13 protein-coding genes are annotated in these 23220 nt (G+C 50.3%); 6 read left to right on the plus strand and 7 right to left on the minus strand.

The features are described 5' to 3' along the window. Positions 1-117: 117 nt before the first annotated feature. On the minus strand, positions 118-4926 hold the full coding sequence (locus MIB40_RS02270) for an NAD-glutamate dehydrogenase (protein ID WP_249690291.1): 4809 nt from the start codon (positions 4924-4926) through the stop codon (positions 118-120). Between the two features lie 206 nt (positions 4927-5132). Here MIB40_RS02270 and MIB40_RS02275 point away from each other — a divergent pair, with 206 nt between their 5' ends. Genes MIB40_RS02275 through MIB40_RS02300 form a run of 6 tightly spaced genes read left to right on the plus strand, consistent with a single transcriptional unit; the run spans position 5133 to position 12186 of the window. Then, complete coding sequence (locus MIB40_RS02275; RefSeq protein ID WP_249690293.1) at positions 5133-6095, plus strand: AAA family ATPase; 963 nt, start codon at positions 5133-5135, stop codon at positions 6093-6095. Positions 6096-6105: 10 nt separating this feature from the next. Continuing rightward, the gene (locus MIB40_RS02280; protein WP_249690295.1) at positions 6106-7041 is read left to right on the plus strand and encodes a DUF58 domain-containing protein; all 936 of its coding nucleotides are present in this window, start codon (positions 6106-6108) and stop codon (positions 7039-7041) included. Then, positions 7034-7516, plus strand: a complete 483-nt coding sequence (locus tag MIB40_RS02285; protein WP_249690314.1) for a DUF4381 domain-containing protein — start codon at positions 7034-7036, stop codon at positions 7514-7516. Before MIB40_RS02280 ends, MIB40_RS02285 begins: the two co-directional genes overlap by 8 nt. Continuing rightward, the gene (locus MIB40_RS02290; protein WP_249690316.1) at positions 7506-8555 is read left to right on the plus strand and encodes a vWA domain-containing protein; all 1050 of its coding nucleotides are present in this window, start codon (positions 7506-7508) and stop codon (positions 8553-8555) included. Before MIB40_RS02285 ends, MIB40_RS02290 begins: the two co-directional genes overlap by 11 nt. Further along, positions 8552-10480 (plus strand): VWA domain-containing protein, encoded by a 1929-nt coding sequence (locus MIB40_RS02295; RefSeq protein WP_249690318.1) that lies wholly within the window; start codon positions 8552-8554, stop codon positions 10478-10480. The genes MIB40_RS02290 and MIB40_RS02295 overlap by 4 nt, the downstream gene beginning before the upstream one ends. Continuing rightward, entirely contained in the window at positions 10474-12186 is a 1713-nt protein-coding gene (locus MIB40_RS02300) for a BatD family protein (protein WP_249690319.1), read from the plus strand. The genes MIB40_RS02295 and MIB40_RS02300 overlap by 7 nt, the downstream gene beginning before the upstream one ends. A 540-nt stretch (positions 12187-12726) precedes the next feature. On the opposite strand, the gene MIB40_RS02305 is transcribed toward MIB40_RS02300, so the two are convergent. The 6 genes from MIB40_RS02305 to prpF form a co-directional block, all read right to left on the minus strand. Continuing rightward, on the minus strand, positions 12727-15069 hold the full coding sequence (locus MIB40_RS02305; protein ID WP_249690321.1) for an efflux RND transporter permease subunit: 2343 nt from the start codon (positions 15067-15069) through the stop codon (positions 12727-12729). Between the two features lie 14 nt (positions 15070-15083). Next, entirely contained in the window at positions 15084-16076 is a 993-nt protein-coding gene (locus tag MIB40_RS02310) for a WD40/YVTN/BNR-like repeat-containing protein (RefSeq protein ID WP_249690323.1), read from the minus strand. Positions 16077-16369: 293 nt separating this feature from the next. Next, positions 16370-17746 (minus strand): DUF1329 domain-containing protein, encoded by a 1377-nt coding sequence (locus MIB40_RS02315; protein ID WP_249690330.1) that lies wholly within the window; start codon positions 17744-17746, stop codon positions 16370-16372. 89 nt (positions 17747-17835) lie between these two features. Continuing rightward, entirely contained in the window at positions 17836-19797 is a 1962-nt protein-coding gene (locus MIB40_RS02320) for a DUF1302 domain-containing protein (protein ID WP_249690332.1), read from the minus strand. A 571-nt stretch (positions 19798-20368) separates the two neighbouring features. Then, entirely contained in the window at positions 20369-21565 is a 1197-nt protein-coding gene (locus MIB40_RS02325; protein WP_249690334.1) for an MFS transporter, read from the minus strand. 396 nt (positions 21566-21961) lie between these two features. Beyond that, on the minus strand, positions 21962-23152 hold the full coding sequence (prpF, locus tag MIB40_RS02330) for a 2-methylaconitate cis-trans isomerase PrpF (protein WP_249690336.1): 1191 nt from the start codon (positions 23150-23152) through the stop codon (positions 21962-21964). Positions 23153-23220 lie beyond the last annotated feature (68 nt).

Below are 23220 nucleotides of genomic sequence, written 5' to 3' on the forward strand. Positions count from 1 at the left end.
GCTCTATGCATTACCAAGTGCCCCGCCCAAACCTTGACCGGAACACCTGATCATCTAACCATTTACAACTCACACATCCAAGCCCCCCCTACAATCAGGGCCCTGTCACAACCTTTGTTAATGGCTGCTCTGTACCAGATCAACCAGTTCACGGTTTGCTACCGTGAACATAGCTAGTTCACAACTTCCCTGGCTCCGGAGATCGGTCAGCATAGCATCCCAACGCTGTACGAGGGATGTATTGGCCTCCAGCCAGTTCTGTAACTGCTGCTCGACATCCACGGTCCCTTCGGCGCCCTTAAGAATCGCCACGGTTAGCGCCCGTAACTGCCAATTCAGCTCATCTCGAATGCTCTCACGCGCCATGGATTGCCATTGGTTGGTCGTATCAAGATTTCCCAATTCCTGAGCAAACCAGTTAATGTTCAAGCGATCCCCTAAAGCAAAGAACAAGCGAGCAACAATATCCAGGGAATGCCCGGTCTGATCGGCCGCATGAGTGATAGAAAGGCTGCCTGACAGATAACGCTTACCGACAACCACGCCAGCCAATGAGTCTGGAACGCCAACATCAGTCAGCTGGGCCTTTTCCGTATCCCATTGCTCACGCTGATTGTCATTAAGCAGTTTGCTAAACAGCGAGATAAATTCCTTAACCTTGGCACCATAATGAACAACGGCTTCTGCAGCGACCAAATCATTACGCTTCATTCGAATAAACCAGCGAGTTGCACGCTGGGTTAGCTTGATCAGCTCAACCATCATTTTGAGCTGAACCGAGCTGGGCACCTTATGATCCAGGGCCTCGATTTGCTCAAAATAATCACTCATACCAAAAACATCACGAGCCACCACAAACGCCCGTGCAATATCCGATGAAGGCGCACCCGTGGACTGACTGAGTTTGTGCACAAAGGTGATACCCATCATATTGATCATATGATTAGCAATCTGGGTGGAAACGATTTCCCGCCGTAGTCGGTGGGAGTCAATCAAATCCCCGTACTTCTTGATCAAGGTTTGTGGAAATGCCGTATTAGCCTCCCGCGCCAGATATTCATCGTCGGGAACATTGGAAGCCAGCAACTCCTCTTTAAGGTCTGCCTTACTGTAGGAAATCAGCAGCGACAGCTCCGGCCTGGTGAGCCCCTTGCCCGACGCCAAGCGCTCACTCAAACCATCATCATCGGGCAGGTATTCTATCGCCCGGTCCAGCTTGCCCTCAGCCTCCAAGTGGCCAATAAAGCGTCGGTATTCGTCCATTTTATACTTGGCCTCGGACTCGGCCAACGAGATCGCCTGGACCTGGCGATAGTTATTCTCCAAAACCAGTTCGGCAACCTCGTCAGTCATCTTTTCCAACAAGCTATTACGCTGTTTGGGAGTCATATCCCCATTGCTGACCACCTCGTTCAGCAGCACCTTGATGTTAACCTCATGGTCCGAGCAGTCTACGCCGCCGGCATTATCGATAAAGTCGGTGTTAGAGGCCCCTTCTTTGAGGCAAAATTCAACACGTCCCAGCTGGGTCACCCCCAGATTGCCGCCTTCACCAATTACTCGACAACTCAGGTCATGGCCATTGACGCGCAATACATCATTGGCCTTGTCTCCCACATCCGAATGGCTTTCACTTTTGGCTTTTATGTAGGTTCCGATACCACCATTCCAGATCAGATCCACCGGAGACTTGAGCAAGGCCGTCATCAGCTCGGTCGGGGTCATGCGTGACTCGTTAATACTGAAACGATTTTGCATTTCCGGGCTAACGACTACCGATTTGGCCGCCCGTGAAAACACCCCGCCGCCCTTTGAAATCAGTTTCTCGTTGTAATCTGCCCAACTGGAGCGAGGCAGGTCAAACAGCCGTTTGCGCTCTTTCCAGCTAGCAGCCACATCTGGCTCGGGGTCAATAAAGATGTGCATATGGTTAAACGCCGCCACGACTGCCAGTTTTTTTGACAACAGCATACCGTTACCAAAGACGTCACCGGCCATATCACCAATACCCAGCACAGAAACACTCTCTTTCTGTACATCGATACCAGCTTCACGGAAGTGACGTTGTACCGATACCCAGGCACCACGGGCCGTAATACCCATTTTCTTGTGATCGTAACCAGCACTTCCTCCCGAGGCGAAAGCATCCCCAAGCCAGAATCCGTATTCGACGGCCAGTTCATTGGCAATATCAGAGAAGGTCGCCGTTCCCTTATCCGCAGCCACGACCAGATAGGGGTCATCTTCATCGTATCGAGTGACCCGGTCCGGATGCACAACCCCGCCTTCAACCAGATTGTCGGTAATATCCAGCAACGCCCTGATAAAGGTGCGATAAGACGAAATACCCTCTGCCATAAAGGCTTCACGGTCACCCGTGTCGGGCAAACGCTTGGGCACAAAGCCACCTTTAGCCCCTACCGGGACAATTACCGCATTCTTGACCTGTTGTGCCTTAACCAGCCCCAACACCTCGGTGCGAAAATCTTCCTGACGATCGGACCAACGCAGCCCTCCTCTGGCAACCTTGCCACCGCGCAGGTGAACACCTTCTACCTGGGGGGAATAGACAAAGATTTCAAACATCGGTGCAGGCAATGGGATTTGAGGGATCTGCCGAGGAGCAAACTTGTAGCTGATATAGCTTTTGGGTTGATTATCGGCGTTACGTTGATAGAAATTGGTACGCAGGCTGGCACTGATCAGATCCAGATAGCGTCTTAGAATTCGATCCTCATTGAGCACACTGACATCATCCAGCGCCTTCAGTACCTCATCCTGTAGAGATTCTAATTGCGCTTCCCGTTGCTCCAGGGATAAATCACGATCGGGATTAAAGCGTACATCAAACAGTTTAGTGATGGTTTGCGTGATCTTCACATGACTGGTCAGGGTTTCAGCAATATAGGCCTGACTCAAACCAAAACGTATTTGCTTCAGGTACCGTGCATATCCCCTGAGCATCGCTACCTGGCGCCAGTCGAGGTGCGCAGCCAGAACCAGGCGATTGAAGCGATCATTCTCAGCATTGCCAAGCCAGATCTGTTTGAATGCTTCCTGAAAAATACGGTTGATCTTCTGCACATCAACCGACCGGGCACCATAATCCAGCACAAAATCGTGGATCCAGATTCGCTCCTTGCCCAGGCGCTTCACGACATAGGGGAACTCACCGATTACCTTGAGCCCAAGGTTTTCCAGCATAGGGATCAGGTCAGACAGCGGCAAGGTGGTTCCGTAATGATACACCTTGAAATGAAGATGGCCTTCGAGTTCATCAATGGACTGATAAAAGCTCATCGACAACTCATTATCAGCGGATAGTTGATCCAGGTGCTCTATATCAACAACGGCCGTTCGAGCGCCAAAGCGTTCCTTATAGCTGGCCGGGAACCCAGCCCCATATCGGGACACCAGATGATTACCACTCACCTCACCCTTGGCTTCAAGCACCGCATGCTTAAGCTCATCTTCCCAGCTCTGGGAAGCCTGCACGATCTCCTCGTGCAATAGTTCACGGTTAAAACTGGTTTCCTGATCAGGATCGAGACGCAAATTAAACTGCACCCGACACAGCACCGATTCAGAAAAATAGGTCGTAAATTCGGAATCCTGTGCGTTCAGGCCTCTAACCAGAATATTCTGGCAAATTTCTCGAAAGTCAGTGCTGTAGACATCTCTTGGAACATACACCAGACAGCTGGCAAATTGGCGAGTGCGATCGATGCGAATAAAGAGTTTGATCTGGCGCCGCTCCTGAATCTGGAGTATTTCGGAGACGGTGTCGAACAGTTCCTGGGTCGGAGTTTGAAACAACTCATCACGAGGAAAGGTATCCAGAATCTGTTGTAGCTCTTTGCCATGATGGCTGGAAGGGTCAAGGCCACTTTGCTGGCTGACACAATCGGCCTTCTCTCGCAAATAGGGGATGTGCTCAGGGCTCTGGGTATAGACCGGCGAGGTATAGAGCCCAAGCAGACGAGCCTCTTGCTTTAACTCCCCTTTAGCATCGGTCAAGCGCACCAGAATGCAGTCGGGGTAAGCTGGACGATGGACACTGGAACGTACCGGAGATTTTGAAAATGAGAGAATTTCTACATTACCAACGTCGTAACAATGCCGACTTAGCCGCTTGCTGTAGTCGCTGTAAGCTTCGCTGGTGAATAAGCCCAGACGTTTTTCCGGTTTAAGTATGGGGCAACTGGCCTCTGAGTCGGATATCACATCCAGGATTTCATAACCCAGAAAGGTAAAATTATTATCCAGCAGCCACCGCAAAAAAGCCTGGGTCTCAGCAACATCTTCTTTGGGCTCTTTTTCGATACGTTTTATCAGCCCTTCCACCTCTTTACCTATAGGTGGGTAGCTTTCCACGACCAGAGCAACATCTTCCAGTACCGCCGTCAGTTCATGACGCAGGGTCTCAAGCGCTTCTTCGCTATCAATCCGATCAATTTCCAGGTACATCAAAGCTTCTTTGTTACCGCTCCCTGGACCCGCAATCTCCTGTAACCTCCCTTTCGCGGTTCGCTTGACATCCAGTACCTTGTTTTGCAGGAAGTGAATGGTAGAGCCGCGCTCATTCAAGCGCATTCGAACCGAGTCAACCAGAAAGGGCTTATCGGTCACAAATAACTGAATAACAGTATGGTTTGAGTGCCAGCCATGATGCTCATACTCCGGATTGAAAACCTCAATCCGAGCTCCTGCATCGGGTTTATTCTGATAGAGCTTCCAGAAACTCAGGGTACTACCGACAATATCCGCTTTATCAAACCCCATCAGGTCATCAAAACCGGTGACCGAAAAAAACTTGCGAGTAAAGATTTCCGCCGTATCGAGCTGCTGCTCCGGAAGATGCTTCTTAACCTCCGCCATCAGTTTGTCTATGTATTCCTGCTTGTTCTCGGCGGAAAAGTGCCCCATGTGCATACTCCCTGTGTACGACATAAATACTGGAAAATGAAGCCCGTATTTGGCTTCCTCAGATGATATCTGTTAAGCGTAGACTATCCCTATATCACAAGGCTGTGACAACGGACAAATTACCGGATGATTATTTCTCAAGCCATTGAAACATTAGCAGAAATCCCAATAATAGTAGCTACTTTCCCAAACCGGCGACGCTCTCAATGTCTGAACGCGAAACGATCCGAAATCTGGAACAATTTCTCTCCGAAAGCATTCTTGGCCAACAACGGCTTGTTAACCGCCTGTTGATTGCCCTGTTGGCCGATGGTCACTTGCTGGTTGAAGGCGCTCCAGGGCTGGCCAAGACACGTGCCATCAAGAGCCTTTCGCAAGGCATCGACGGTCAGTTTCACCGCATTCAGTTCACCCCGGATTTGTTACCGGCCGATATTACCGGCACGGAAATCTATCGACCGCAAACAACCAGCTTTGAGTTTCAACAAGGCCCCATCTTCCACAATCTGGTGCTGGCCGATGAGATCAACCGAGCACCGGCGAAGGTGCAATCCGCTCTGCTGGAAGCCATGGCCGAACGCCAGGTCAGTGTAGGTAGTAAAACCTACCCCCTGCCCGAACTCTTTTTGGTGATGGCGACACAGAATCCGATTGAGCAGGAAGGCACCTATCCGCTACCGGAAGCCCAGCTTGATCGCTTTCTGATGCATGTCAAAATCGGCTACCCGGACGCTGAAACCGAACAGAAGATCCTGGCTCTGGCCCGACAAGATGTCTTACGCCGAGAAGAACCTACCCCACCAGAGCTGATTAGCCAGCAACAAATACTGAATGCACGTCAAGAGATCATTGGACTGCACATGGCGCCAGCCGTAGAGCAATATCTGGTCAATTTGGTATTGGCAACGCGATCCCCCGACCATTATGACGCCGACCTGGCCAGCTGGATCGAATATGGCGCAAGTCCCCGTGGCACTATTTCACTGGATCGATGCGCCAGAGCCCATGCCTGGTTGATGGGCCGGGATTTTGTCACGCCCGATGATGTACAAGCTGTTGCTCATGACACCTTACGCCACCGGATTATTCTCAATTACAGTGCCCAGGCGCAACAGATCGATAACGACCAGTTTATTGATCGACTGCTCGCCTGCGTACCTGTCGCCTAAGACAGCTGACATGTCGGGAGCCTATACAGACCTCCATCAACTGGTCGAACTGGGTGCTAACGCGCGCACTCTGGGCATCTATAGTGCGCAACATGTGCGCAGTGCCTTATCCGGCCAGCATCGAAGTCGATTGCGCGGGCGCGGAATCGACTTCGATGAGGTACGACGCTACCAGGCCGGAGATGACATCCGCAGCATTGACTGGCGAGTGACCGCACGCAGTGGCGTTCCTCACACCAAACTCTATCGAGAAGAGCGCGAGCGCCCGGTGGTTATCTTGCTGGATCAAAGCCCGGCAATGTTCTTTGGTACTCAGCTCAACTTCAAATCGGTGACCGCCGCCGAATGCGCAGCGGCTTTGGCATGGGCAGCGCTGGAGCACGGTGATCGGGTCGGAGGGATGCTGGCAACAGGAAAACAAGAGCCTCTGGTTCGGCCCTACCGAAGTCAACGCATTCTCTTCCACTGGCTTCAAACCATAGCGGTAGCCAACGCCAAACTGAATGCCGAACTGGATCCAGCTCCAGCCGATTATTTTGCTCAGGCCCTGATTAACGCCCAACACTCGCTGGACACCGGTGCCGCACTTTTTATTATTAGCGATGGGCAGGCCCTGACCCCGGACTGTGAACCTCACCTTCATCGCCTGGCCAAACATCACGATCTGTTGTTTGTTCGAATCAGTGATCGACTGGAACAGTCCCCACCACCACAAGGCTATTACCCGATCAACGATGGCACCACCGGCCGGGCAACCTTACTGAATACCAATTCGACTGCTGCCCAAACCCAATACGAACACCTCTGCCATCAGCAGCGAAGTGAAATGGAACAACGATTACATCGCTTTCAAATCCCACTGGTCGACCTTGATTGCGGCCAGCCAACGCTACCGCAACTGCAAAGAATCTTCCCCGGACGAGCCACCAGGTCCCATAATGGATAACAGTGCCCTACTTAAGCAGCTGGACCCCATCATCGAGCCTGTTGCTATTAACCCCTATTGGCCCTTGGCTCCCGGCTGGTACTTGCTCGCCCTGGGCATTCTGTTAGTACTTTTTGCTATCCATCGATTGATAAAAAAACGTCAACGCAGAATTGCCAGGCAAGCCTACCGGCAACAGGCACGACAGCAACTGGAACGGCAATGGCAGCTTTACCAACAGCAGCCGGACAAGCTGCATCTTGTCGAAACATGCAACCAACTGTTAAAACAAGTTGCCATACAAGCCTACGACAGTAGTTCTGTGGCCGGCTTACAGGGTGAAAGCTGGTGGGCATTTCTGCAGCAATCCCTGCCGAATGAAAACAGTCAAGAAGCCAAAGAAATAGAACAATCACGTTATCAGCCTGGTTTTAATACCGACCCTGCGGCCTTTTATTATTATTGTATAAAGTGGGTTGAACATCATGAGTCTTGAACTTGAATGGCCATGGATCTGGCTGATGTTACCGCTTCCAGTATTGGTCTATCGCTGGTTACCGAAAGCGAATACAGCGCCCCGGACGGGAGTGCGGTTGCCGCTTTATGAGAAACTCTCCCCCTTAACAACCCATCCAGGCCAAAAACAGTTAAAACGAACCAAGCTGGTTGGCATCATCCTGTTATGGCTGCTGCTATTATCATCAGCGTCCCGTCCAGTGAGCGTGGGTGAAGCCGTAACTATTCCAGCCCTGGCCCGGGATCTCATGCTGGCAATCGATTTGTCGGGCAGCATGCAAACCCGTGATATGGAAATTTCGGGTAATCAGGTGGACAGGCTTCAGGTCGTCAAACAGGTCATCCAGCCATTTATCGACCGTCGTTCAGGCGACCGGATTGGTCTGATACTGTTTGGCTCCCAAGCGTATCTACAATCCCCCCTGACGTTTGATTTACGAAGCGTCAGGATCCTTTTGGGTGAAGCACAAATCGCCATGGCCGGGCGAGAGACCTCGATTGGAGATGCCATCGGTCTGGCCGTCAAGCGCTTACGCGACCGGCCGGCATCCAGCCGTGTTTTAATTCTGGTAACCGACGGCGCCAATACAGCCGGTGAAATCCCCCCTCTCCAAGCGGCAAAACTGGCCAAGCAGGAGCAGGTACGTATCTACACCATAGGTGTTGGTGCGGAAGAGATGGTTCAGCCCGGTCTATTCGGATCATCCTTCGGCGCTCGGCGCGTCAACCCCTCCGCAGACCTCGATGAGAAAACCCTGCGCGACATTTCAGCATTGACAGGTGGTGAATATTTTCGGGCAAGGAACCCGGATGAGCTGGAAAACATATATCAAAAGCTGGATGCCCTGGAACCGGTTGAACAGCAAGCTGAAACCGTACGCCCCAAGCAAAGCCTTTACTACTTTCCTCTGCTGGCAGCGATGGTCCTATGCCTTAGCTGGTGGCTATTTAAGCTGCTTCAGCGCCCACTTCGAAGTTGGCAGATAAGTAGCCAATGGTTCAGGAAACCTTCGCCATGAACCTGCCCCAATTGCTGACAGACTTTCACTTTATCAGACCCTTTGGTTTGCTTTTACTCCCATTGGGTCTTGCGATCTTATGGTTAATGTCTCGACTCACTTTGCGCCAGTCTGCCTGGAGTCGTGTCATTCCGGATCATTTGCTGCATCATTTACAGAAGAGAGACAGCGTTCGCGCTGCGCCACGCCAGCTACGCTGGTTAATCCTGTTCTGGGTACTGGCATCCACGGCCTTATCCGGACCAAGCTGGCAAAAACTGCCCTCGCCTGTCTACAAGAACGATGCACCGCTCGTTATTGTCCTTGACCTTTCATGGTCCATGTATGCGACGGATCTTAGCCCTGACAGACTTACCCGTGCCCGCCGAAAGGTTCACGATATTATCAACAGTCGTGTAGATGGCACCACCGCTCTAGTGGCCTATGCCGGTGATGCGTACCGGGTCGCACCTTTAACGGACGATCGTGAAACCATCACCAATTTACTGTCGGTCTTGGAGCCCGCCTTGATGCCTTTGGCCGGCAGCCAGACCAGTCAGGGTATTCGCATGGCGGTCGACTTACTGGGTGAAACGCCGTCCAAAAACGCTCGCATTCTTTTGTTAACCGACGAAATTAGCGCAGAAGAAAATAGTCGACTGCAAGAATTGTTCGCCAACCATGCTGTACCTGTATCAATTATCGGCGTGGGCACCCCACAAGGCGCTCCGATAAGAATGAAGGATGGCGGTTTTTTACGTGACACCCAAGGGGCCATCGTCATTCCCCGCCTGGACAAGTCTGGACTTGAATCAATCGCACGTAATCTGGGTGGACGTTACGCAACCATTAGAGTAGATCAAGGCGATTGGAACAGGATTCAACCTGCATTGGAAACTGGGCCAGCAACCGGCACCGAGCTAGAAAACCAACGTTTTGATCAATGGTCGGATCAGGGTTATTGGCTCGTATTACCGTTGTTAATACTGGTGCTGGTTAGTTTTCGTAAAGGGTGGCTGCTAACCATTGCACTCCCCCTACTAATACTTCCCAGCGAACCCAGCTACGCACTTGATTGGCAATCTCTGTGGCAGACGCCTGACCAGCAGGGCAATAGCTTGCTGAAAAAACAGGAAGCCGAGAAAGCAGCCGAAACATTTACGAATCAGGACTGGAAGGGGTACGCCTATTTCGAAGCGGGGGAATACGAATCTGCAGCCAAGGCATTTGGTGCAGGCACCTCTCTGGAGTCCCAATACAACCGCGGCAATGCGGAAGCACTTTCTGGCAATTTGGAACAAGCCTTAGAGCTTTACGATCAAGTACTCAAACAGCAACCCGAGCACAAGGCCGCACTGAAAAACCGGGATATCATTCGACAATTACTTGAACAAGCACAACAAGAGCAAAACTCGAGCGGCCAAGGTGAAAACGATAAAGACAAAGATAAAGCCAATAAGGACGAGAACAGGAATCAAGAGCAAGGCAGCAACGGCTCCCCGGAAAACCAACAAGGCGAGCAATCAGAGCAAACTTCCGACTCGGGACAAGAGGAATCAGATCAAGACCAATCCCAGAATAAAAACAGCTCGTCTGCAGCCCAGCCAGACAATGAGTCCACAGCCGAGCAACAGCAGGAAAGCACAGGTAAACAAGATACCGACGCTGACACAAAGAACGAGCGCCAGCCCGACGAAGAAAACGCGAACATCACTGAACAATCTCAGAAAAACAACGCCCTCTCCACTGAAGACGAATCCGCCAGTGATGCAGCAAACGCAACTGCAGAAACAATGGATCAGGCGGATATCTCTGCTGAAGATCAGCAAGCGATGGAAGGTTGGCTCCGACGCATTGAGGATGATCCGTCCGGTTTGCTAAGAAGAAAATTCGAGATACAACATCGTCAGCGCGGCCCTCAACAAGCCGGAGAAAAAGCATGGTAAGAAACACACTAGCCCTCCTATTGCTCACCCTGCTGTGGATTCCGTTAGCCAGGGGTGAAACCTTCGTGGCCTCCGTCGATCGAACTACCCTGAATCAGGATGAAGTTGTCGAACTAACCCTGCGCAGCGATAAACAGCAGTTTTTCAGCACACCAGACCTCAGCCCACTTGAAGAACACTTTACGATTGTCAGTCAGTTGCAAAGCAGCCAATTCCAATCCAATAACGGTAAAAGTGTCTCCTGGACCGACTGGGTAATCAAGTTAAGCCCTAAACGTGCAGGCTTTGTTGTAATCCCTCCCATCGTTCTAGACGGCCTGGCAACCGACCCAATATCATTACAAATAGAAAAACCATCGACCTCACCTGCGCCAAAGCAACCCGGTGCTGTTGAACCCATATTTATGGAAGGTAGCGTTGACCTTGAAAGGGTCTATGTACAACAGCAAATTTTATACACATTACGGATTATGCATTCCGTTCCCCTATTTGATGACAGCAAACTTAGCGAACTTAAAATTGATAATGCTATTGTCCAGTCCTTAGGACAACCCACCGCACGATCAGAAATCATTAACGGTGTGCGTCATGGTATTTTTGAGTTGCAATACGCCATTTATCCTCAAAGCAGTGGCAGCATAGTGATACCTTCCCAGCAGTTCACTGCTACCGCCGTTAACAATCGAGACCCGTTCAACCCTTACAGCGGCAGAGCCGGCAAGCGTATTTCGATACGGTCAGCAGAAATACACATTGACGTGAAAGCCGCCCCACCCGAATGGGATGGCAAACATTGGCTACCGGCTCGCGCCCTGGAACTTGATCAGCAGTGGAGCGGAGACCCAAACCAGTTAACCGTCGGCGACTCCATCACCCGAACTTTGAACCTGAAAGTCGATGGTCTCACATTCGCCCAACTCCCACCCATCGAACCTTCGGAAATCACGGGCCTGAATGCATACCCGGATCAACCAAGAAATGAGAATCGCCTGTCAGACCATGGGATTATGGGTATAACCACATTATCAAGCGCCTTTGTTGCCACTCAACCTGGCGATTACCGCTTACCAGCCCTGTCCATAGAATGGTTTGACATCGAGAGCGGAGAACTGCGTAAAGAAACTCTGGACGAACAGCAGATAACGGTCCTGCCGGCTGTAACTACGCCGGTAGCCGAACCCAACCAGCCTCAACCATTGAGTCCGGAAAAAACCGTACCGATAGAACAGCCAGCAGCCATCGTTATCCAAAACGAGAGCAAACCAGACAATTATTTCTGGCAACTCCTTAGCGCCCTACTCTTGCTGCTTTGGCTATTAACGGCTCTTTGGGGATGGCGAAGAACAACCAAACGCACAGAAGAGAGCAAATCTGAAAGCCTCCCTGACCATAACGAGTCCAGTGCCTACGATGCGCTACTAAACCACTGCAAAAGCGGCGAGGACCCACATAACTTTGCCCCCCTGCTTCGCAGCTGGCTGACTTATCTGCTTAAAGCTCCGGCGGGTATCCCTGTAGAGGAGCTTTGCCAACAAGCAGGCAGTCATCAATTAAAAGCGCTTTTTGCGCACCACGAAAATTCGCTGTACAACAACAGCAATAAGTCACCACCCGACTATAAGTCACATATTCCAGTTCTTGAACAGGTTAGGAATGCTCATCTCAATAGCCAACAGCAAGAGACTCTGAAACCTCTCTATGGTTAAACTGGTTTTATCAGTTGGATTATTCAGTGACCGGCCTATTGAGAATCATTGCCCTTATAGCACCACTGGCTAATTCAGATAGAATTCTGCGGGGCTCTCGGGAGCCCCGTGTTTCTTTGTTACGCCTTGTTGAAAGTTCTCGACCTTAGTGTACCGGCGCCACGATTCTGAATTCGCCTAAAAGCCAGATTTCATACAAATCAGTCAGAACAGCCTTAACCAAACTCCTTACCCAAGACTGATAAAAGATCGTGCTCTGCAGCACTTATGCGAGCAAACATGGCCGCAGAAGCTGCATCGAACTCAATACTGTAAAGCCAATAGCCGCGGCGATCAGGACTTTAGTAATGCGAGTCTTTGACTGTCTGACACAAGAGCTTTGAACTTTTACGCAGTTGATACCTTCCCTTTCGTATCGTCAGCGCCGTCATCAAACAGAACGTCTCTCTGCTCCCTAAAGCTTTCTAACACCCGTAAACCCTAAAAAAGATAAACAAAAAAGCCGCGCAGAGCGCGGCTTTTTTGTTACTAATCCAGCTATCAACCTTTGGCTTGCAACTTCTCAGGTTTTACAAAGAAGCGTGCCAACGCTGGCAATAACCAGAGGGCACCGACCATGTTCCAAAGGAACATAAAGGTCAACAGAATCCCCATATCCGCCTGGAATTTGATCGGAGACCAGATCCAGGTACCGACGCCAATGGCCAGAGTAACACCGGTGAAGCTAACAGCTTTACCCGTAGTACGCAGCGTGGCGAAGTAAGCTTGCTGCAGGTCCATGCCCTGACGCAGGAAGCTCTCCAAACGGCTGTAGATATAGATACCATAATCCACACCAATACCAACCCCCAGGGCAATTACTGGCAAGGTTGCCACCTTGATACCAATACCCAGGTAAGCCATCAACGCTTGACAGAGTACAGAAGTAAGACCCAGTGGAATAATGATGCAGAGCACGGCACGGATAGAACGGAAAGTGATCAGGCAAAGCAAACTCACAACACCATAAACCCAGATCAGCATCTGGTTCTGGGCTGCCGAAATCACTTCGTTGGTTGCGGCTTCGATACCCGCATTACCCGCCGCCAGTTTAAACTGAATAGCGTCGCTGTTGTTAACCTCGGCAAACTCCTGAGTGGCTTCTACAACCGCCTCAAGGGTTTCGGCTTTGTGATCCTCGAGGAACAGCAAAACCGGGGCCAGACTACAATTTGAATTGTACAGACCGGAGGCACGACTAATCGAATTGTTCAGCACAAACTGATTTCGGGACAGGGTCTGCCATTTCAGATTGCCCTCGTTCAGTCCCTTAATCACCTGTTTGGAAACGGTTACCAGAGAAATGGCGGACTGAACACCATCGACGTTTTCCATCGCCCACATATAGCGGTCTATGGCTTCCATCGTATTGTAGGTAGCGCAACCCTCAATGGCAGTCTCTACCATAATCACCATCACATCCGCACTGGTGGAATAGTTTTCGGTGATAAAGGCATTATCGAGATTGTAACGGGAGTCCGCGCGTAATTCTGGAGCACCTGGATCCAGATCACCGATCTTAAGATCCTGACTCATGTACAGGCCACCGCCCAATAAAGCCAAAGCAATACCGACGGAAACTGGCGCTACCTTAGGGTGGGAAAAGTTAGACAGCAGCTTCCAGGTTTTTGGCTCGGAAGCGGCGTGGCGCTTCGCCCGATCAATCGAACGCTGACTGACACCGATGTAGGACATCAAAATCGGCAGCAGGATCAGGTTGGTCATGATAATCACGGCAACACCGATACTGGCGGCAATGGCCAGATCACGAATCACGTCGATTTCTATGATCAACAGCGTCAGGAAACCAATCGCGTCTGACACAAGGGCCAGCATTCCTGGGATGTAGAGCGAGCGGAAAGTACGTCTCGCAGCGGTCAGTTTGTCAGCCCCGAGGGCGGCCTCCATTCCCAAGGCGTTGATAATCTGCACGCCATGACTGACACCTATCGCGAACACCAGGAACGGAACCAGTACAGAATAAGGATCCAGGCCATAACCAAAGGTGGCCAACAAGCCCAGCTGCCAGACCACCGCCACAATGGAGCACAGCAGTGGGACAATCGTGCTCTTCGGGCAGTGGGAATACAGGAATAACAGCACCAGGGTGATACCAATAGCCATCGCAAAGAAGTAAGCGATAGAACCGATACCATCAATCAAATCACCTACTTTTTTGGCAAAGCCGATGATCTGGATGTTGACATTACTGTCGGCAAATTTATCCCGAACCTTTTCCTCCAGCTGGTGAGAAAACTCCTGATAATCCAGCCTTTCACCGGTTTCAGGGTTGATCTCAAACAGCGGGATAAAAAGTATCGAAGACTTGAAGTTATTCGCAACCAGACGCCCAACTTGCCCCGACCGCAGCACATTAGCACGCAGCTCTTCGATATTTGCCGGGTTGCTGAAATCATCATCACCCGGAATAACAGGCCCGCCTTCGAAGCCCTCTTCTGTTACCTCTATCCAGCGAACATTAGGAGTCCAGAGAGATTTCAGCCCGGAACGGTCAACCCCTGGCAGATAAAAGACTTCGTCATTAATCAGCCTGAGTGTTTCCATATACTCGGCATCAAAAATGTCGCCATTTTTGGCTTCGACCGAGATACTGATCGAGTTACCGAGGTTCTCAAGATCATCGCGCTTTTCCAGCATATTCTGAATAAAGGGATGTTCAAGAGGAATCAACTTCATAAAGCTCGCGTCGGGACGGACGTCGAGCATTTTGTATCCAAGAAAGATTGTGGCCAGAAAAAAGAAGGCCAGCACTATAATTCTATTGTTAAAAAACAGCCGCTCCAGCAATGGGGCAGCTTCACCGTGATGCTTATGGGTCGCCATGAAATCCCCCGAAATTAGTTAGCTGGTTGCTTTAGGTCGTCGCCATTTGAGGCAACTCGATGGATACCGCCCTGCCCGACAAGAATCAGATTGCCATTGGGAGCTTGTGCCACCCCAGTGATAATCAGTCGGTTAGCGCGATTTTTTAGCGTAAGAGTCGTGCCACCATCGTAGCTTTTTAGAATGGTTCCGGAATGCCCGGCAATGACCAACGAGCCATCGTCCAGCAAGCGTCCACCAAACAGCCCATGTCCGGTATTGACCTTAATGCGCTCCCAGGTCTCACCACTGTCATTGGTCTGGAAGATGTGCCCCCTGAGACCATATACCAGGCCCGAGTGATTTTTCTGGGTGGGAAGCACGCCAAAGAAAGAACCCTCATAAGGGCTTTCTATCATATCGAACTGTTCACCACCGTCGACGGAACGGTAGAGTATGCCGGCCTCACCTGCGACGATCAGGGTGCCGTCTTGCAATGCAGTGATCGCATTGTAATGAAACTCATCTTCGTTCTCGATATGGTCGCGCCAATCAGACCAGGTCTTACCGCCGTTATTGGTCATCAGGATAGTGCCATAGGCCCCAACCGCAAAACCGACATAAGGATCGCGAAACCAGACATCCAGCAAAGGAACTTCTGCATCCGGATCCTGATATTGCTCAGTCCAGGTAATTCCCCCATCAGACGTTGTCAGAATCAAGGCATCGTGACCAACTGCCCAGCCACTGTTCCCATCAACAAAGTCTACCGCTGTCAGCAATTGGATCGTTGGCACCTTAGACTGGGTCCAGCTGGAGCCATTATCATCGGAATAGAGAATATGCCCACGGTCACCAACGGCAACCAGACGCTCACCGGCCCTGGTAACATCCAACAACAGCGAAGTCGCTGCCTTGTCGGACATCACGGCTTGTTTTGGCTGCTCCGCAACAGCCACCGATGCCCCGAATAAAACCATTGCCAACAAAACAAAACGCTTGAAGGCGATCAATGTCGTTTTCATCATAGAGAAACACTGCCGAGTTATAGTGGGGGTTGGGTGTGAGGATTGCCTGATGGCATCTCGCATACAAAAACTCCCTTATTGTTATCGTTGTCAGCATTTTAAACAAACGTTTAAATTGCCGAAACATTATATCGACTTAATCCACAAGATTCTTGCCCTTTCTGCTCAAATTACAGAGGGGGATGAAAAAATCATCCGTTAGAGTGAAAACGCTACCAATGCCCCTTAACCCTATGAAATAACGAAAAAAGCCGCTTCGAGAAGAAGCGGCTTTGGGACCTTTCCAACAGCGCTTAGCGAGTTCCGCGGCGACGCAAAGAAGAGGATTTAAAGTAACGCGCTTTTGGGATCTGTTGAGAGAAATCGACGAAAGCCGGCTCCTCGTTCGCCAAACCCTGAGCGTGATAGCGACGTGCCTGCAGGTCATGGAATACATCCAGCCCGGTCCAGGTGGTCGGCAGATCATAGAAGTTAATCAGATAAGCCATGCTTACGCGCCACAGATCACCACGACCGTCGTACTGGTCCACCACAGCGGCACCCCAACTGTCCTCGTCGAGGAACAGAGTACGCTTGGAGTAGATATGACGAGCGCCCTCTTTCAGGGTTCCTTCAACTTCCCACACGCGGTGCAACTCATATCGAGTGTACTCAGGGTTAACATGGTTAGCCTGCAACAACTGATCATATTTCACATCAGATGAGATCAGGTTGTAGTTGTTGTAAGGAATGTAGATTTCCTTTTTACCAACCAGCTTCCAGTTATAACGATCCGGAGCTCCGTTATACATATCGGTATCGTCAGCGGTACGCAGACCATCGGCATCGGTGATAGGCGTATCGTAGGAGATGCTGGGTGCGCGACGAACGCGACGCTGCCCGGCGTTATAAGCCCAGGACTGACGAGGCTGCTTAACCTGATCCAGAGTTTCATGAACCAGCACAGCACCACCAGCCAAACGCGCAGGCGCCTTAGTGAACGACAAGTAGTAGAACAGGATGTTCTCCAGAGTTTCGTCGGTCATATCCGGGTAGTAGTACTTAAAGCCCGCTTCCTGCTGCGAAGACACCAGGGTGTAGTTACCGTTACGCTGCACGGCCACTTCTGATGCACTACGAACGACGTATTCACCACGATAACGGACAACATGGTTCCATAGCGCTTCCAGTCCATTTTGTGGAATTGGGAACGGGGTTGCACCTACCGCACCGGTCACGCCATTACCACCATCAGATAGCTGAGCCTTGGTGGCAGCGGCCTTGGTTGCGTCATAAACACGCTGCGGAGAGGAGTGGCTTCGATGCGTCTTGTAGATGGGCATCTTGAAGGTTTGCGGGTACGCCTTGAACATCGCCAACTGGCCAGGGGTCAGATTATCGGCATACTGATCAACATTTTCAGCCGTAATCACAAACTCCGGCTTCTCGCCCGCGTAAGGGTTGGGGTAATGCTGGCCCGGGTGCTTAAACGCCGAAGGAATTTTATCTTCCGTAATACCACCATCCCAAGCCGGAATGGTACCCGCCGCATTACCGGCCTTCTCACCACCCAAAGGGGTCAATTCATTACCAAGCTTAGCGGCTTCATCGGCACTGACGGCCGCCATTGCTGAACCGGCCATCATGGAAAGCGCTGCAATGGCACTGACTAACAATTTCTTTTTCAACATAGTGCTTACTCTGTGTCTGCAAATATTGTTATGAAAAGTAGTTATCCTGGCAGGCAGCCCTGGGACTGCCCACCCGATTTTACTTCTTGTTAGAACGCATACTTGATATTGAAGGCAACGTGATCACGATCAGTAATATCGTTAGAGCTGCCCGCGCCCTGATACATGGTGTAGGACAGGCCACCAGAGATAGAGCTCAGGTAATCGGCATTCAAACCAAAGCTGTAAGCAGAACGACCTTCCATAAAGTTACCCGCACGATGGGAGTTACCGGAAATATCGTGCTTAACCACCACACGAGGATTCAGGTTAATGCCCGCAATCACATCGTTCCAGTTACCCTGCAGCACGGTGGTTACACCGTAAGCAGTACGGGTCAGCTTCTTGGAATGACGAGTGTTATCACCGGCGTTTTGCGCGGTAGAGTTCATCACATCCAGCTCTTTATTGGTCAGCTCAGGCAACCATTCACCGGAAAGCTCAACAATGGCAACGAAGCGATCAAAGCTCAGGCTTGGGCCGAAGTTGTGAATAGCATTCAGGTTCCAGTTGATGGTTTCGGTTTCTACCCAGTTATTGGCTGTCTCTCCATGACAGACCTCACCAATTAAATTCTCTGCTACACCAGTATTACCATTCGCAACATCCAAACTAGCACAGCCGTCACCCGCAAAATACTCTTGCCCTGCACCCAGAGGATTACTAATAGAAGCTAATAGGTCATCTTCGTGATAGGCAAAAATCATATTATCCGGACGATAGGCAACATCCCCGGAAATCGAAGTATCGCCAACCAGTGTCGAGAAGCTGGCACCGAACATGTCGATATCTTCTTCATAATCACGATATGCACTGATATTTTGCGCCAAATCAAGAGCCGCCAACCCACCGGCAAGAGTCGGGTCACCAACAGCACCTACAAGGCCAAGAAACCTATTACCTGTAGGGTCGTAATTATAGTTATTAATGTCTGCAGATATTAGAGGCGTCTTGCTGTGATAATTAATGTAATAGAAACCAAACTCTGTTTCATTCAACTCTTCCGCCACATAGCGAAAAGCCACACCAAACTGCCCACTATCGCTCGCCTCATTATCACGAACTATGGTACCTAAATTGGCCCACTGACCATTATTCAAGGTATTAGCATCAACATTTAAAGAGCCACTACTAAGAAAAGGGTCCGCCACCGCACTTAAACCACCTTGATACGCAGCCAAGAGCCCATCAAGTTGAGTACCGGTGAGATCACTCCAAATCAAATTCCCTTCACCACCCGGCGCAAACAGATCCGTGGTACTAAAGTAGGTGCCAACCGGATTCAGGCGTGTCTCATCCCATTCCCATTGGACAAAGGCTTCGACACTCAGATTGTCGGTCAAACCCAGGTTGGCGTAGATCATGCCGGCCGGCAGCAAGGCATCTTTCACTTCGGAGCCTGGCAGGTTAAAGGCGTTACCATCCAGGGCGTTAATGGCATTCACACCCTCACGATAGAAGATACCCTCACCCCAGCTGATCACCTGCTTACCTACACGCAGGCTGAGCGGCATTTCATCCTCGCCCAGATAAAAGTTGCCGTAGACAAAGGCATCCATTAATTCGGTACGGGAACCGGAGTAGTCTTCCGCTTTATCGCCAAATTTGCGGCCGTAGTAGCTAGGCTGATAAGGCAGATCACCACTGTCGTTTTTACTGTCCATGATTTCGGTATCGTAATAACCACGAGCACGAACAAACGCACCGTAGTCTTCATAGTTCACTTCCATCTCGGTGTTGAACTTATAAACCGAAGACACCAGCCCTGTGTCAAAGTTGCGGTTACCGTCGTTACTGTTGACACCACTGTTATCGATGTTTGTATTTCGTGACTCAACCCGCCACATCGCACCATAAGACAAAGTGGTGTCGACAGAGCCGGTGACTTCACCGTCAGCAAATTCAAATTCGATCGCCTGAACCGGCAGCGCGGCCATCAGGCCGGCGAGAGCAAAACCCGCTTTGGCCGGGGCCAGACGCAGAAACAGTGGATAGCTGTTCTTGGTGTTCATTGACTACTCCGTGAATAGTTCATTATTAGTGTTGTTATATAGGTGGCTTAAGAAACGGGGTTCTGCCACGTTATCGACACAGTAACTGTGTCGGAGTTGTATCCGCTTATGACAGCCCCCAAAGGCGGCATAATGATTGGCGCATATTTAAAGCAACTATAATGCCAACAAAAATCAGAACTGAAACAAAAAAGAACGTGTGTTCCAAATAATGATCAAAATGGCATCCCCTTATAGCTGCAATTTATATCCACTCAAACTACAGATAGCAGGCATCATACCTCGATTTTTCAGTTTTAAACAGACGTTTAGTAGGGTAAATACCTATAGCTTATAACTCACTAAATTCGGGAAAAAACAGGCCAAAGTGATCAAAAAATGGCCGAAAATCAAATTAGTTAAAAGTTGCCGAGATGTCGAAATAAGACAGAGGTACTGGAGAATGACTTAAAACGCCCCTTTTAACGAGTCTGGCACAGAGGCTTGGTAACACTTTCGGGTTCGCGGTAACAATTGAAACCTGAGTGGGTAACACTTCATACCGTTACAAAAAAACAACAATACTGCTTTTTTAAGGTGCCGGAGTTGCATTACCCATTACCGCTATACGGGATGGTTCGGGGTGCTGGGGCACATTACAAGCCAGCAATAGCGAAACAAACGCCATCGCAGCTCCGATCAAAAATACCGATGAGGGGGAGCTCAGCCATATTATGCCAAATAATGCCGGTATAACGACGGCCGCGATATGGTTAATGGTAAATGCCACTCCGGCGGTAGATGCAATATCTGCAGGATCAGCAATTTTCTGAAAATAGGTCTTAATCGCTATCGCCAGGGCAAAAAACAGATGATCGACCACGTAGAGAGTCCCCGCCAACCAGGCCACTTCAACAAAAGCATAACCCGCAAACACGGCGATCAGACCTACATACTCGATCACCAGGGCCCTGCGCTCTCCGATACGACCGATCAAGCCACCGATACGGGCCGCAAAAAAAAGATTGAACAGGTGATTGATAATAAACAGCAATGCAATTTCACCAACCCCATAGTCAAATTTTTCGACCATCATAAAGCCGGCAAATACGACAAAAATCTGGCGTCGGGCACCACTCATAAAGGTTAATGCGTAATAGAGCCAATAACGCTGTCGAAGAACAAGATGTTTGTGCTGAGTATGCGGTTGGGGAAAGTCCGGGAACGCCGTCGCACAAAAGAGCACAATCAATAAAGCCAGCCCTCCCCCCACCATATACATGCTGGCGTAACCCAGTTGCAACCATTCGCTCATGACCCAGATTGCGCAATAAACAAACAACGAGCTGAAAGAGCCTACGGCTATCAGCTGCCCTAAAATACGAGGCGCCTCCCCATGCCCTAGCCATTGCAGTGAAAGCGAAGTTTTTACTGTTTCAAAATAGTGGAACCCCACCGACATCAAGACAGTGGTGCAATAAAGCCCTATTACTGAGGGGAACCACCCGGTCAGCGCGACTCCCAACCCAAGCAAAGCGAGTGAGATAAGGGCGAAACGCTGCTCTCGAATGACCAGCAGAACAAACACTGCGGTGAAAGCGAGAAACCCAGGCACCTCACGCAAGCTCTGCAAAATACCTATATCAGCACCATTAAAGCCGGCTTCATTAACGACAAAGTTGTTGAGTAGGGTTTGCCAACTCGCAAACGCCAACGGCATGGCCATCGACATCAAAACCAGCAGCCCCACCGGGGTTTGCCAGGATTTTCGTTGTAGCCAATGGTTCATTAATAATCGCCCTTAAACCCAAACAGTTTGTTGATTTTCAGCCTGCATGAGCAATAAGGCACAATAAACAGCCATAACTCACGTATTTATTAACCCAAAAAAAACTCAGTTCCTTACCGGAGCATGCCTGAAACGGACTCGCTCAAAGCTAAAGTAATTGCCCGATAAGGTGCTGTCGCCAAAACGGCAGTATAGCGGATTCGAATCGCCGCGATTACACAGTTTTACTTATTCACTGATAAGTAGGACTAATAACATCCTGCTAAAAAGTCACCTATAGATCTTGCTTAAACACCCACAACAGAGAGCCCCTCGACAGGGTTCAAACTCTGTCGAGGGGCTCTGGAGCCGTGAGGCCTTATGGGTAAAAGAGTAACGAGAAAAATTACCGCCAATTCAGAACGAATCACCCGGAATGCGAACCCAACCTTCCATCAACACCCTGGCACTGCGACTCATTATTGCCTTGTTCACAACCCACTCACCATTTACCTGACAAGCTTGTGCACCCACCCGCAAGGTGCCTGAGGGATGACCAAACCGGACCGCTTCGCGCTCCCCTCCTCCGGCTGCCAAATTCACCAATGTGCCCGGGATGGCAGCCGCAGTACCAATAGCAACGGCAGCCGTCCCCATCATGGCATGGTGCAGCTTACCCATCGACAAGGCACGGACCAGCAGATCAATATCGTTACTAGCCACCTGCTTACCGCTGGACGAGAGATAGTCCAGGGGCTGACCGACAAAGGCAACCTTGGGCGTGTGCTGTCGCTGGGCGGCTTCATCAATATGATCGATAAGACCCATTCGCACCGCGCCATAGGCGCGAATGGTTTCAAACATGGCCAGCGCCTTGTCGTCTCCATTAATGGCTTCTTGCAATTCGGTGCCGGTGTAACCGAGTTCTTCGGCATTGATAAAGATTGTAGGGATACCGGCATTGATCATGGTCGCTTTCAAAGATCCACTACTCACTACGTCCGCCGGCACCTCAAGATCATCGACAAGATTTCCCGTTGGGAACATGGCACCCTCGCCATCGGCTGGATCCACAAACTCAACCTGAACTTCAGCGGCTGGAAAGGTTACACCATCAAGCTCAAAGTCTCCGGTTTCCTGAACCTCGCCCTCCGTGATTGGTATATGAGCGATAATCGTTTTTTTAATGTTCGCCTGCCAGATACGAACAACGGCAATGCCATTTTGCGGAATGCGTGCAGCATCAACCAACCCACTTTTGATAGCGAACGCCCCAACCGCAGCAGTCAGGTTGCCGCAGTTTCCACTCCAGTCCACAAAGGGCTTATCGATTGAGACCTGACCAAAAAGGTAGTCAACATCATGATCCGCTTGCTGCGTCTTGGACACAATCACCGTTTTACTGGTGCTCGATGTCGCTCCACCCATACCGTCCGTCTGTTTGCCATAGGGGTCTGGGCTGCCGATAACACGAAGTAATAGTGCATCACGTGACGGCCCCGGCACCTGGGCCGATTCTGGAAGGTCCTGTAGACTAAAAAAAACGCCTTTACTGGTGCCACCACGCATATAGGTGGCCGGAATCTTGATCTGCGAAACATTTGCCATAAATGAGAGTCCTTTATTAAACGAGAGTTAGGGACCGACCTCGTCTTGACTAAAAAAATCGAACCCAT

This window comes from Aestuariirhabdus haliotis, from assembly GCF_023509475.1.
GTDB lineage: Bacteria > Pseudomonadota > Gammaproteobacteria > Pseudomonadales > Aestuariirhabdaceae > Aestuariirhabdus > Aestuariirhabdus haliotis.